This is a genomic window from Actinokineospora xionganensis (assembly GCF_014323725.1).
GTDB lineage: Bacteria > Actinomycetota > Actinomycetes > Mycobacteriales > Pseudonocardiaceae > Actinokineospora > Actinokineospora xionganensis.
On sequence record NZ_JABVED010000010.1, the window covers coordinates 1 to 12,084 of the forward strand.

The 12,084-nt window shown below is 69.3% G+C and carries 15 protein-coding genes; 5 read left to right on the forward strand and 10 right to left on the reverse strand.

What is annotated here, in order from left to right; genetic code table 11:
- Positions 1-181 precede the first annotated feature (181 nt).
- Positions 182-337: a hypothetical protein gene (locus GPZ80_RS17910; protein ID WP_187221537.1), complete on the forward strand. Its 156-nt coding sequence runs from the start codon at positions 182-184 to the stop codon at positions 335-337.
- Between the two features lie 85 nt (positions 338-422).
- Positions 423-1,064, forward strand: coding sequence for a DedA family protein (locus GPZ80_RS17915; protein ID WP_187221538.1), 642 nt, complete (start codon positions 423-425; stop codon positions 1,062-1,064).
- Here the strand turns inward: GPZ80_RS17915 and GPZ80_RS17920 are convergent.
- Positions 1,054-1,407 carry a VOC family protein gene (locus GPZ80_RS17920; protein ID WP_187221539.1) on the reverse strand — a complete coding sequence of 118 codons (354 nt, stop codon included), beginning with the start codon at positions 1,405-1,407 and terminating at the stop codon, positions 1,054-1,056. The genes GPZ80_RS17915 and GPZ80_RS17920 overlap by 11 nt on opposite strands.
- An 80-nt stretch (positions 1,408-1,487) precedes the next feature.
- Complete coding sequence (locus tag GPZ80_RS17925) at positions 1,488-2,105, reverse strand: nucleoside/nucleotide kinase family protein (RefSeq protein WP_187221540.1); 618 nt, start codon at positions 2,103-2,105, stop codon at positions 1,488-1,490.
- Positions 2,106-2,183: 78 nt separating this feature from the next.
- Here GPZ80_RS17925 and GPZ80_RS17930 point away from each other — a divergent pair, with 78 nt between their 5' ends.
- Together GPZ80_RS17930 and GPZ80_RS17935 are read left to right on the forward strand one after the other, a co-directional pair.
- Positions 2,184-3,176, forward strand: coding sequence for a LacI family DNA-binding transcriptional regulator (locus tag GPZ80_RS17930; RefSeq protein WP_187221913.1), 993 nt, complete (start codon positions 2,184-2,186; stop codon positions 3,174-3,176).
- A gap of 80 nt (positions 3,177-3,256) precedes the next feature.
- A complete protein-coding gene (locus GPZ80_RS17935; RefSeq protein ID WP_187221541.1) occupies positions 3,257-3,589 on the forward strand; it encodes an ATP-binding protein in 333 nt (110 codons plus the stop codon).
- On the opposite strand, the gene GPZ80_RS17940 is transcribed toward GPZ80_RS17935, so the two are convergent.
- On the reverse strand, positions 3,575-4,318 hold the full coding sequence (locus GPZ80_RS17940) for an SDR family oxidoreductase (protein ID WP_187221542.1): 744 nt from the start codon (positions 4,316-4,318) through the stop codon (positions 3,575-3,577). The two genes, GPZ80_RS17935 and GPZ80_RS17940, sit on opposite strands and share 15 nt — an antisense overlap.
- Positions 4,315-5,448 (reverse strand): glycoside hydrolase family 76 protein, encoded by a 1,134-nt coding sequence (locus GPZ80_RS17945; RefSeq protein ID WP_312880413.1) that lies wholly within the window; start codon positions 5,446-5,448, stop codon positions 4,315-4,317. Before GPZ80_RS17945 ends, GPZ80_RS17940 begins: the two co-directional genes overlap by 4 nt.
- 78 nt (positions 5,449-5,526) lie before the next feature.
- Between GPZ80_RS17945 and GPZ80_RS17950 the strand changes: the two genes are divergently transcribed.
- A complete protein-coding gene (locus GPZ80_RS17950; RefSeq protein WP_187221543.1) occupies positions 5,527-7,668 on the forward strand; it encodes a molybdopterin-dependent oxidoreductase in 2,142 nt (713 codons plus the stop codon).
- A 217-nt stretch (positions 7,669-7,885) separates the two neighbouring features.
- Here the strand turns inward: GPZ80_RS17950 and GPZ80_RS17955 are convergent, their stop codons facing one another.
- The 6 genes from GPZ80_RS17955 to GPZ80_RS17980 all read right to left on the reverse strand — a co-directional run bounded on the left by GPZ80_RS17955 (position 7,886) and on the right by GPZ80_RS17980 (position 12,069).
- The gene (locus tag GPZ80_RS17955; RefSeq protein WP_187221544.1) at positions 7,886-8,551 is read right to left on the reverse strand and encodes a TrmH family RNA methyltransferase; all 666 of its coding nucleotides are present in this window, start codon (positions 8,549-8,551) and stop codon (positions 7,886-7,888) included.
- The gene (locus GPZ80_RS17960) at positions 8,548-8,913 is read right to left on the reverse strand and encodes a DUF2784 domain-containing protein (protein ID WP_187221545.1); all 366 of its coding nucleotides are present in this window, start codon (positions 8,911-8,913) and stop codon (positions 8,548-8,550) included. The genes GPZ80_RS17955 and GPZ80_RS17960 overlap by 4 nt, the downstream gene beginning before the upstream one ends.
- 59 nt (positions 8,914-8,972) lie before the next feature.
- Positions 8,973-9,536, reverse strand: coding sequence for an orotate phosphoribosyltransferase (pyrE, locus tag GPZ80_RS17965; RefSeq protein ID WP_187221546.1), 564 nt, complete (start codon positions 9,534-9,536; stop codon positions 8,973-8,975).
- 23 nt (positions 9,537-9,559) lie between these two features.
- Positions 9,560-10,378 carry an LURP-one-related family protein gene (locus GPZ80_RS17970; protein WP_187221547.1) on the reverse strand — a complete coding sequence of 273 codons (819 nt, stop codon included), beginning with the start codon at positions 10,376-10,378 and terminating at the stop codon, positions 9,560-9,562.
- A 173-nt stretch (positions 10,379-10,551) separates the two neighbouring features.
- Complete coding sequence (locus GPZ80_RS17975) at positions 10,552-11,331, reverse strand: SDR family NAD(P)-dependent oxidoreductase (protein WP_187221548.1); 780 nt, start codon at positions 11,329-11,331, stop codon at positions 10,552-10,554.
- Positions 11,332-11,376: 45 nt separating this feature from the next.
- A complete protein-coding gene (locus tag GPZ80_RS17980; RefSeq protein ID WP_187221549.1) occupies positions 11,377-12,069 on the reverse strand; it encodes a TtfA family protein in 693 nt (230 codons plus the stop codon).
- Positions 12,070-12,084: the final 15 nt, after the last annotated feature.

Genomic DNA, 12,084 nt, shown 5'->3' on the forward strand with positions numbered 1-12,084 from the left:
ACACCCACCGGAGAACACCATGCCGTCGACCAAGACCACTCATCGAGTACGACGTGCCCGCACCCAGGGCACCAGAGCCGAGCCCGCTTGCGGCCGGTGCACACGAGGAGCCCGTACCGTTCTGACCAAGGCACCGCCAACGCCGGCCACACCAGCCCGCTCGCTCAGGCATCATCGAAGGATGAGCAAGTGGGAGAAGCTGCCCGACCGGGTCCCGCCTGAGGGCTGGGTCGCCGACGTCGACACGTCCACCTTCGACTCCACGCTGGCCGCCGACGCGGATGCCGAGGTCAGGGAGGCGCGCAACGTTCTCGAACGGGGTGGGTGGGGCGTCTGACCCGGCGATTGCGGATGCGACAAGGCCACGTGAATAGGTCCTCATTCCCCTGCGACACCCCCGCCGTCACACGTAGGGTGACGGCGTGACCCTGGCTACAGGTCTGCTTGATTCCGCCGGCCCGCTGCTGGTCTGGGCGATCGTGCTCGGCTTCGTCTTCGCCGAGTGCGCCTTCATCGTGGGCTTGTTCCTGCCCGGCGACTCCCTGCTGTTCGCCGCGGGCGTCGTGCTGGCACAGGGGGCCCATGAGCACCAGGCGTGGTGGCTGTCGCTGGCCGCGACCATCACCGCGGTCGCGGGCAACCAACTCGGCTACTACATCGGTCACAAGACCGGCCACGCGATCATCACCCGGCGCGGCGGCAAGGTCATGAACGAGCACAACCTGTCCCGGGCCAGGGACTTCCTGGACCGGCGCGGGTTCTGGGCGATCGTGTTCGCCCGGTGGATCCCGTGGATCCGCACCCTGGCGCCGCTCATCGCGGGCGCGGCCAAGATGGACCCCCGACGGTTCGCGCTGGCCACGACCATCGGCGGGCTGGCCTGGGTGCCGACGCTGGTCCTGGCCGGGTACTACGCCGCGGGCCTGCTCGACGAGTTGCCGTGGCTGCAGACCGCGGCCCTGTGGGGCAGCATCGCGTTCATGGTGGTCGGCACCGCGTGGGGCGTCTGGCGATACCGGCAGGAGATGCACAAGCCGGTCGACACCGTGCTGATCACGGAGTAGAGCGCAGCGCCAGCAGGATGCCGTCCGGGTCGCGGACGGCGATCTCGTCGGTCTCCACGGTGAACGGGACGCCGTACTCGGCCAGCCGGGACTCCCACGAGGGCAGTTCGTCGACGTGGAACGTCAGGTGGTCGAGACCTGGTCGGCTCTCGTCGAACGACGCGCGTTCGGCGCCGATGTGCTGGACCAGGGTCAGGGTGATGCCGAAGCCGTCGAGGAACGCCTTGCGCAGGCCGGGTTGGTCTTCGTGCACCGCGGTGGCGAACCCGAGCACGCGTTCGTACCAGGGGACGCTGCGGTCCACGTCGGTCACCGTGAGAGCGACCTGGCGAACGCCGGGCATCGGACGACCTTCCTTTCGGCGCCGTTCGGGCGGCTGCCTTCCGCCATACTGCCCCAGTCAGGTCACGGTCCGTGCCGTCGTTATTCGATCTTTCGCAGGACGAGATCGGCTGTTCGCGCGGTGGTCGCGACCAGACGGGCGTTGCGCTCGTCCGATCCGTCCGTTCTCGCCGCCGCCTGTTCGGCCGAGCGGCCATGGGCCATATGGCGTTCGAACAGGCGTTTCCGACGCAGTTCGGGATCGGGATCGAGGTACCAGACCTCGTCGAGCAGCGGCCGCACCCGCGACCAGAGCAGCAGGTAGTTGCCCTCGGTGACGACGAGGGGAACGTCACAGGTGATCGGGACCGCGCAGGCGATCGAGTCCTCGATCTCGCGGCGGAACTCGGGCGCGTAAACGATCTTGTCGGTGTTCGTCCTTAGTCTTCGCAGCAGGTCGACGTACCCGTCGGCGTCGAAGGTGTCCGGGGCACCCTTGCGGTCGGCTCGCCCGAGCCGGTCGAGTTCGGACTGGGCGAGGTGGAATCCATCCATACCGACGAGGGCCGCCTGCCCATCCAGCGCGGCGACGATCCGGGCTGCCAGAGTCGACTTGCCGGAGCCCGGTGGTCCGCAGATGCCAAGGACACGCCGGTGCCCTGGCAGCGCCAGCGCTTGCGCCCGCCTGACCAGGTCGGCAAAGATCGGCTCTCCCCGCATAATGACTCCTTAACTGCCGATAGGGTCCGCGCGCAAGCGTTTGCAGATGGAGTCGGACAGGACAACGCTGTGGCCACAATGGAGGACGTCGCCAAGTTGGCGGGTGTCTCGATCAGCACCGTCTCACATGTCGTGAACGAGACCCGCGCGGTCGCCGTCACGACGCGCTCGCGGGTCTTAGAAGCGATCGAGTCGACCGGGTACACCGGCAACGCCATCGCTCGCTCGCTGGTCACGGGTGGGACGAAGTCCATCGGCGTCGCCATGTCGCTGCTGGCCAACCCCCACCTCGCCAAGCTCATCCACGCCATCGAGGCCGAGGCCAGCGCCGCCGGCTACACCGTCCTGCTCGGCGACACCCTCGACTCACCTGACGGCGAGCGCTCGGCGGTGCGCAGGCTGCAGGCCCGGCGGGTCGACGGCATGCTGCTGACCCCGGCGCCCGGCGACACCGCGACGCTCGAACAGCTGGCCCGCACGGACGTGCCCGCCGTGCTGGTCGACCGGGTGTCGCACAAGATCAAGCTCGACCAGGTGGGGCCGGAGAACATCCAGTCCACATCCACCCTGGTCTCCCACCTGGCCGCCGCCGGGCACCGCCGGATCGGGTTCATCAGCGGGGTCGAGTGGATGACGGCGAGCGAGGAACGCACGCTCGGCTATCGGCTCGGCCTGGGCCGGGCGGGGTTGCGCTGGGATTCGAACCTGGTCGCGGGCGGTGGTGCCACCCCGGAGGACGGCGTGCTCGCGTTGCGCAGGCTGCTGACCGTGCCGGAACGGCCGACGGCGGTGATCACCGGCAATGGCGCGATGACCGCGGGCGCGTTCCGGGAGGCGCGGGCGCATGGCCTGGAGGTCGGCCGCGACCTGGCGATCGTTGGCCACGACGAGGTCGAGTGGGCCGAGTTGGTGCACCCGCCGATCACCACGATGGCGCACCCGGTCGACGAGATCGGTCGCACCGCGGTCCGGCTGCTGCTCGCCCGGCTCGACGACCGCGACCGGCCGCCGCAGACCGTGCTCCTGCCGCCCGAGCTGATGCACCGGGGGTCGTGCGGCTGCGCGTCGTAAACGGCGTAACGGCCACAGTGGACGGCGCGACGTCTCGGAAGGGTCCGGCAACCACGTCGACTCCGGTCCGAAGGAGACGGGTGTTGGCCGAACTGACGATCAGTTCCGCGGACGAGTGGCCGGTGGCTCGCCGGTCGTTGAGCAAGTGGCTTTTGCGCCGCGACGTGCCCGAGTTGCTCACGTGCGACGTGGTGATGGCGGCCGAGGAGGCGCTCGGGTTGGCCGGTCCGGTCTCGATCGTCGCCCAGGCGTCGGACACCGATGTGGTGCTGCGGATCGTCGGGCACGGCCCGATCGCGCCGGGCGCGCTGCCGATGCTGCGCGCCTCGGTCGACCGGTTCGAGTTGCTCCGCGAGGGCGACCGGACGACCGTGATCGCGAGTTTTCCCTTACCCCGCTCAGAATCCGCCTGAGACCGGCAGCACCGCGCCGGTCACGAAGGACGCCGCGGGGCTGAGCAGCCACACCACACCCTCGGCGACCTCCTCCGGTTCGCCCGCGCGGCCGAGGGGGATCTTCGACGCGAGCCGCTGTGGGCGGTCGGGCATGCCGGCGGCGGCGTGCAGGTCGGAGTTGACCAGGCCGGGGGCGACGACGTTGACCCTGATGCCCTCCGCCGCGACTTCCTGGGCCAGGCCGTAGGACAAGGTTTCGACCGCCGCTTTGCTTGCCGCATAGTGCACCCACTCGCCGGGCGAACCGCGGCGGGCGGCGGTGCTGGAGATCGTCACGATCGAGCCGCCGGGGCCGGCGTCGCGTGTGGACAGTCGGCGGACGGCTTCCCGGGCGCACAGGAAGACTCCGGTGACGTTGACGTCGAACACGCGGCGGAAGGTGTCGGCGCTCTGCTCATCGAGCCTGCCCGGCGTGTTGCCGGTGATCCCGGCGTTGGCCACGAGGGCGGACAACGGGCCCAAGGTGTCGGCCTGCTCGAACAGGGCGCGGACTTGGGCTTCGTCGGAGACGTCTGCCTGGACGGCGAGTGCTTTGCGCCCCAGCGCCCGAACCTCGTCCGCGACCTCTTCGGCCGAGGAGGCGTCACCGGAGTAGTTGACCACGATGTCGAAGCCGTCGCGGGCGGCGCGTCGGCACACCGCCGCGCCGATTCCCCTGCTTGCTCCGGTGACCAAAAGAACGCTCATGCCCTCATGCTGGCATGACCTTCCAGCGCGGCGGCGGCCTCCATGATCATCCAGCCGGACACCTGCACGGACAGGTCGCGCTCGGCCCGGCCGTCGCGAGGACCACGCGGGGTGATGGCCGGGATGCCCGCCTCGTCGCCGAACAGCGGGCCGCTGGGGGCGACCGCGCGGTTGCGCCACGCCTCGTCGGCGGTGGTGAACACCAGCCAGGACGCGAGGTCGCCGGATGCCTCCGGCAGGCGGATGGCCGACAGCGCGAGGTAGCGGGCGAGGATGCCCGCGAACAGGCCGCCGTCGCCGCCGCGTCTGCCGGGCAGGACGCCGTCCACGGCGAGGTGATGGGCAACGGCGTGGATGGTGCGCTCGGCGCGTTCGGCCCAGACGCCGGAACGGTCGTCGGCGGCGAGTTCGACGCAGGCACCGAGGAAGGTGCCCTGGTTGTAGGTGTAGACGATGTCGACGAGCCCGGCGACGCCTCCGTCCGGGGAGGTCCGCAGGCCGTCGAAGAGCAGGCCGGTCTCGCGGTCGCGCAGGTAGCCGTCCATCCAGTCGGTCATCGACCGGGCGCGCTGGCGGTCGGCGCGGTCCTGGGCGAAGCGGGCGAGCAGGATCGCGGCGGGGCCATTGGCCGGGACGTTCTTGAGGTTGTCGCCGCGCCGCCACCAGATGCCGCCGCCGCCGTGGTCGGTCCAGCCTTCGCGGAGGCGGACGGTGATCGCGTCGAGGGCGTCCTCGGCGTCGAGGCCGACCTCGTCGGACGCGCGCAGCAGGGCGAGTCCGAGCCAGGCGATGTCGTCGTAGTACTCGTTGGTCCACTGGCGGAAGTTGCGCAGGCGGATGCCGCGGACGTGTTTGTGGATGGTGCTGAGCCGGTTGGCCGACGGCGCGCGGACCTGGGCGTCGATGAGGCAGTCGAGCACATTGGCCTGCCACCAGTAGTTCCAGTTCACCAGGAGGCGGTGCCGGACGGACGCGGGCCACGTGGCCACGCCCAGCCGGGTCCCGGGGATTGCCCAGAGTCTCCGCAGGTGACGGGCCAGAACACCCTGCTCGGCGAAGGCGGCGCGAGCCGCCCACAGTTGAGGTGACTGCTCTGCAGCCCCCTCCGCGTACTCCGTACCCCGGGTCACACACCAATCGTGACGGCTGAATCGTTTCCGAAGTCCCGCGAGAGGGGAGATGTCACCGAGTCGTGGAAAGGTGGGGTGATGCGAACCGAGCAGGTCACGTGCCCGTTATGTGAGGCCACCTGCGGCTTGGACGTCACCATCGAAGGTGATCGGGTGACCTCCGTCCGTGGCGACGCGGCCGATGTCTTCTCCGCGGGGTTCATCTGCCCCAAGGGCGCCTCCCTTGGGGCGCTGCACCATGATCCCGACCGCCTGCGCACCCCGATGATCAAACGCGACGGCGTGTGGGAGTCGGCGACGTGGGATGAGGCCTTCGCCGAGATCTCGGCGCGGCTGCTCCCGATCATCGCCGAACACGGCAAGGACGCCGTCGCCGTGTACGCGGGGAACCCGTCTGTCCACAACACGTCGACGGCGTTGTACGGGCGCGTGTTCTTCAAGGCGCTCGGGACGCGGAACTTCTACTCGGCGAGCACGGTCGACCAGATCCCCAAGCACCTGAGCTCCGGCTACCTGTTCGGCGACCCGATGAGCATCCCGGTGCCCGACGTCGACCGGACCGACTACCTGCTGCTCCTCGGCGCGAACCCGTTGGTGTCCAACGGCAGCCTGATGACCGCACCGGACATGCGCGGCAGGCTCAAGGCGATCCAGGCCCGCGGCGGCAAGATCATCGTGCTCGACCCGCGCCGGTCGCGGACGGCGGAGCTGGCCGACGAACACCACGCCATCAGGCCGGGAACCGACGCACTGTTCTTGTTCGCGCTGGTCAACACCCTGTTCGCGGACGAGTTGGTCAGCTTTGAGCACCTGGCCGACCACGTGACCGGCGTCGAGGAAGTGCGGGCGCTGGCCCAGCCGTTCACACCGGAGGCGGTCGAGCCGATCACCGGCATCGCTGCGGCCACCATCCGTCGGTTGGCCCACGACCTCGCCGCCGCACCCAGCGCGGCTGCGTACGGCCGGATCGGCACCTGTGTCCAGTCGTTCGGCACCCTCGCGAGCTGGTTGGTCGACGTGCTCAATGTGCTGACCGGCAACCTCGACCGCCCGGGCGGCGCCATGTTCCCCCTGGCGGCGGCGGGGCAGGCGAACGTCGAGCCTGGGCGCCGCCGCGGCTTCGCCCACGGCCGCTGGCGCAGCCGCGTCCGCGACTTGGCGGAGGTCATGGGCGAACTCCCCGTGGCCACCCTCGCCGACGAGATCCTGACACCGGGCGAAGGCCAGGTGCGGGCGCTGGTCACCGTCTGCGGCAACCCGTGCCTGAGCACCCCGAACTCCGGCAGACTCGCGGATGCGTTGGGACAGCTGGACTTCATGGTCTCGCTGGACGTCTACCTGAACGAGACCACCCGACACGCGGACGTCATCCTGCCCGGCCCGACCGCGTTGGAACGCCCCCACTACGACATCGCCCTGTACCAGTTCGCCGTGCGGAACGTCGCCAACTGGACCAAGGCCGCACTGCCGACGGACCAGCCCCAGGAGTGGCAGACCCTGTTGCGGCTCACCGGAATCATCACCGGCGCGGGCAGCGACATCGCCGCCATGGACGACTTCGTGGCGACCCAGTTCGCGGCCAGGACAGGCGTGGAACCGGCAGCGGACCTGACCGGTCCGGAACGCCTGATCGACATCCTCCTGCGCGGCGGCCCGTATGACCTGACTCTGGCGGACCTCCTCGACGCCCCACACGGCATCGACCTGGGCCCGCTGAAGCCGAGGATCCCTGACGTACTGGCGACCCCAAGCGGCCGGATCGAGCTAGCACCGCCACCCCTGACCGAGGACATCCCCAGGCTGGTCGCCGAGCTGACGAACGTCCCCAATGGACAGATGGTGCTGATCGGCAGACGGCAACTTGGCTCGAACAACTCGTGGATGCACAACCTGGAACCGTTGGTGCGCGGAAAGAACCGCTGCACAGCCCAAGTGAACCCCCTGGACGCCGAACGACTCGGCCTGACCGACGGCAGCCTCGCGACGGTCCGGTCGCGGACGGGGAAGATCGAGGTCCCGGTGGAAGTCACCGACACCATCCGCCCCGGCGTGATCAGCATCCCCCACGGCTGGGGCCACGACCAGAACGGCATTCGGATGAATGTGGCAACAGCCCATGCGGGCGTCAACTCAAACCTGCTGGCAGACGAACTGCTCGTTGACGCTTTGTCCGGGAACGCGGTCCTGAATGGAATCCCGGTAGAGGTAAGCCCCGGCTAAGAGCGACCGCCTTTCAGGGACGACCTTTGTCCTTGCAGCTCGGGACGAGCGAGCCTTCATGGACGAGCGGGGTCAAAGCATGCTCATGGTCCGCCCGTTCCGGTGCACAGGACCATTCCTGAGGGTCTGCCCCTCCGGAGCGAACTTCGGGTGGTGGAGTTCGGCTGTGCCATTCGGCCGGCGGGGATCGCAGTGCGGCAATGGCGGTAGTCCGGGGTTACCAGGCCTTTGACAGGTCCGCATGCGTTCGAATCCATGAATGCATGACCACCCCGGCCGCCACTCCCGCGTTGATTGAGCGGGTGGAGCCGAACTGGGCGATCGACACCAGCAAGTCCGCGCCCGCTCGGGCTTCGGGGGTGAGGCCGGGGCCTTCCTGGCCGAAGATGAGCACGCATTTGCGTGGCAGCTCAGTCGTTTCGATGGGGACGGAGCCGGTGGTGTTGTCGACGCCCACGACGGTCAGGCCCGCTTCTTTCGAATATGCCAGCAGGGAATCCACCGTCGCGTGGTGGTCTACGTGCTGGTATCGGTCGGTCACCATCGCACCTCGGCGGTTCCAGCGACGCCTGCCGATGATGTGGACGGCCTTGGCGGCGAACGCGTTCGCGGTGCGGACGACGGTGCCGATGTTGTGGTCGTGTTGGAAGTTCTCGATGGCGACGTGGAAGTCGTGCCGTCGGGTGTCGAGGTCGGCGATGATCGCGTCCCGACGCCAGTACCGGTAGGCGTCCACGACGTTGCGGCGGTCGCCTTCGGTGAGGAGTTCCGGGTCGTAGCGGAAGTCTGTTGGCCTGGGGCCCTCCCAGGGGCCGACGCCTACGGGTTCGCCGAACACCCACTCCGTGGGGCCGCTTTCCGGGTCTTCGGGCGGACCGCTCACCGCGTCTCGACCAGGGGCCGGGGCCTGCGGGCGTACGCACCGACGTAGGACACCACCAACACGATCAACGCTCCGATTGCCACGGCCTGAACATAGTCCTCCGGGAAAAGGACCCCGATGATGTAGTGCTCGTTGAATCCCCCCGGCAGATCACCGAGGCCCTGCTGTCTTCGGAAGTAGTTCTCGACCGCCGTCAGCGGGCAGGTGACCGGCAGGATGTTGACGATCACGCCCCAGGCGGCGAAGAAGACGTGGACGCGGATGGAGTTGGGCCAGTGCCAAGCCAGGAAGCCGCCGAGGCCGATGTAGAGAAGCGCGAGGAAATGCACAACCATCGTCGCCGCGGCGAGAACACCGGCCATGCGCATCCTCCCGACCCCAGTACCCCCACGGTACCTGCGGATCAGGAGGACGCGCCTGGTCAGAGGCCTAGATCGGCAAGATCGAGCAGCGACCGGTACGGGAGACCCCTGGCCTCGATCGCTTCGCGGGCCTCGGTGCCCCGATCGACGACGGTGGCGACGCCGATGACGATCGCGCCCGCCTCCTCCAGGGCGTCGACGGCGGTCAGCACGCTGCCCCCGGTGGTGGAGGTGTCCTCGACCGCCAGGACCCGCTGGCCCGCGACCTCGATGCCCTCGATGCGGCGCTGCATGCCGTGTTCCTTCAGCGCCTTGCGCACGACGAAGGCGTCGAGGACCTCACCGGCGTTGGCGGCGGCGTGCATCATCGCGATGGCCACCGGGTCGGCGCCCAGGGTGAGGCCGCCCGCGGCGACGTAGTCCCAGTCGGCGGTGGCCTGCCGGAGCAGTCGGCCGATCAGGGGGGCGGCGGCGTGGTGGAGGGTGGCCCGGCGCAGGTCGACGTAGTAGTCGGCTTCCTTGCCGGACGCCAGGGTCACGCGCCCATGGACAACAGCCAGTTCGGTGACGAGACGGGCCAATTCGCGCTTGGCGGTCAGGTCGACACTCGGAGCGGTTCGCACAGGTCGTCAGTCTCTCACGTGGCTCAGCCCAGGCCCCGGCTGTCCTGCTTCAACGCCGTGTCGACGGTGAGCGCGGACGCCACGACCATGCTGATCAGGGGGTCTTGGAGCGGGCGGTGGATCTGCAGGACGTAGTTGTCGGCGTTGGTGAACAGGGTCTTGGCGAAACCTTCGAACGTCTTGGTGATTCGCGCGACCTCGGCGCCGGAGTGGTCGAGCACGGCGAAGTTCCACGCCCGCCAGTTCTCGGCCTGGATGCCGCCGATCGACTGGCCGTTGACCATGAACGAGAACCGGATCTTGCCGAAGACGTTGTCCTGGACGATCTCGCCGACCGGCTGCCCGTTGGGCCGTTCGACGATCATCCGCGACTTGAACACCTTGCGCGGCCGGGTCAGCGCCAGCACCGGCTGGTGGTTGGCGTCGCGGACCTCGAAGCGGTGGGTGAAGAACTGGTCGTACTCGCCGAGGAACCGGACGACCTTCTTCAGCGCGCTCTGCCCGACCTGCGCGACGAACCCGACCGGGCGCCCGTGCTGGTCGAAGACCGAGTACTCGGACGCCATCTCGATCAGCTTGACCTTCTGGTTCACCACCAGCACCGGCTCGGTGAACAGCGTCCCGCCGCCCTGCCCGGTCTGGCCGACCCCGGCCTTGCGCTGCTGCTCCTTGATCCGGTTCGGGTCGTGGGCGCCTTCGAGCGACAGCTCCCACGCGCTAGCGTCGCTGCGCGCCTGCTGCTGGGCGGGCTGGGTCTGGGCGGTCCACTGGGTGCCGTCCCACCAGCGCAGGACGTTCGACCCAGGGTTGTCCGGGTACCAACCGGGCTGCGGGTTCGTCATGGCCTGAGCCTAGGTCCTGTCCGGCGAGTCCGGTGCGCGGGATTCGTGATCCGGGTGGTTCCTGGGCGCGCCGGCGTGCAGCCGCTCGTGCCGGGTTGTACTTGGGCTTCGCGCCGGTGCGGCCAGGGGCCGCCCGGGCGCGGATAGCGCGTGCCGGACTGGCCGGACAGGAACTAGCCGCGGCGGCGTCCCTTGGCGGCGCGCTTCTGCAGGACGCGCAGCAAGCCACGTGGCATGATCTTGGCGACGCCGATCAGCGCCTTGTACTGCAGTCCGGGGATGGACCTCGACCGTCCGGACGCCAAGTCGTCGAGGCATTCGGCGGCGACCCGGTCGGCGTCGAGCCAGAGGAACTCCGGGATGGCCGAGACGTCCTCGCCGACCCGCTGGTGGAACTCGGTGTGGGTGAAGCCAGGGCACAGCGCGACGACCCGGACGCCGGTGCCCGCCAGCGACGAGGACAGCCCCTCGGACAGCGCGGTCACGTATGCCTTCGTCGCCGCGTAGGCCGGGCCGGTGAACGGGAAGAACCCGGCGACGCTGGACACGTTGATCACGCCGCCGCGCCCGCGCGTGATCATGCCGGGCACCGCCGCGTGGGTGAGCCGCATGACCGTGGTGACGTTGACGTCGAGTTGCGACTGCAGGGCGTCGGTCTCGGCCTCGGCGAACGGGGTGGCGGTACCGAAGCCTGCGTTGTTGACCAGCAGGTCGATCGGCCGGGACTCGTCGGCGAGCCGCTCTTCGACCCGCTTGCGCGCGCGTGTGGTGGCCAGGTCCGCGGTCATGACCTGGGCTTGGATGCCGTGCGCGGCGGTCAGCTCGGCCGCCGTCGCCTTGAGGCGCTCGGTGTTGCGGGCCACGAGCACCAGGTCGTAGCCGGCCTTGGCGAGGTTTCGGGCGAATGCGGCGCCGATGCCCGCGGTGGCACCGGTGATGAGCGCGGTAGGCATGCGATCAACCTACTGGGTGGTAATGGTGATGTGGGAGGTCCGTTTTCAGCTGTTGTCGTCGATCTGGCGGACGCTGTGCAGTCCGGGCGCCGACTCGGCCTCGGCGTCGAACGGGTCGACGACGTCGGCGATCTCGCCGATGCCGCGCAGCAGCCGCTCCAGCCGCGACGGACTGGAGTTGGGCGCGGCGGCGGCCAGGACCCAGCCGTTCTCGATCCAGGCGACGGCGATGTCCGGCCCGATCTCCTCGGTGGCGTCGACCAGGTCCGGGGTGATCAGCGCGCGGGCGCCCGCGATGTCGGAGACGAAGGCGTAGCGCTGGCCGACCGGGCCGAGCAGTTCCGGCATGTGCTCACGCTGGAACGGGGTGCTCGGGATCCACAGCTCGACCACGACCGGGTGCACCCGACGGCACTGGACGGCGGCGATGACCGTGTTGACCCGGCCGCCCATCTCCAGGTCGAAGACGTAGACCCGGCGCCTGCCGTCGGCGGTGAACGTCGAGCCGGTGACGACGTCGCGGGCCACGCCGTCGCCGTAGTAGGCGATGGCGCCGCCACTCCACTTGCTCGGCAGGACGTGGTCGGTCTCGGCGAACTGCCAGCCGCGCAAGGCCGCCCAACGGCGTCGCTCACGGTTTCTCGATGTGAGACGAGCGCGATCGCGCAGCAAGAAAAGGCCGCCCGCGACGAACGCGACCGCGGCGATGACGAACCAGACCCACGCGGGTATGCCCACGACTCGCAGCGTAGT

Coding starts and splice junctions, on each gene's coding strand:
- GPZ80_RS17910 (WP_187221537.1), top strand. CDS start 182: ATGAGCAAGTGGGAGAAGCTGCCCGACCGGGTCCCGCCTGAGGGCTGG.
- GPZ80_RS17920 (WP_187221539.1), bottom strand. CDS start 1,407: ATGCCCGGCGTTCGCCAGGTCGCTCTCACGGTGACCGACGTGGACCGC.
- GPZ80_RS17925 (WP_187221540.1), bottom strand. CDS start 2,105: ATGCGGGGAGAGCCGATCTTTGCCGACCTGGTCAGGCGGGCGCAAGCG.
- GPZ80_RS17930 (WP_187221913.1), top strand. CDS start 2,184: ATGGAGGACGTCGCCAAGTTGGCGGGTGTCTCGATCAGCACCGTCTCA.
- GPZ80_RS17940 (WP_187221542.1), bottom strand. CDS start 4,318: ATGAGCGTTCTTTTGGTCACCGGAGCAAGCAGGGGAATCGGCGCGGCG.
- GPZ80_RS17950 (WP_187221543.1), top strand. CDS start 5,527: ATGCGAACCGAGCAGGTCACGTGCCCGTTATGTGAGGCCACCTGCGGC.
- GPZ80_RS17960 (WP_187221545.1), bottom strand. CDS start 8,913: ATGGCCGGTGTTCTCGCCGCGGCGACGATGGTTGTGCATTTCCTCGCG.
- GPZ80_RS17970 (WP_187221547.1), bottom strand. CDS start 10,378: ATGACGAACCCGCAGCCCGGTTGGTACCCGGACAACCCTGGGTCGAAC.
- GPZ80_RS17975 (WP_187221548.1), bottom strand. CDS start 11,331: ATGCCTACCGCGCTCATCACCGGTGCCACCGCGGGCATCGGCGCCGCA.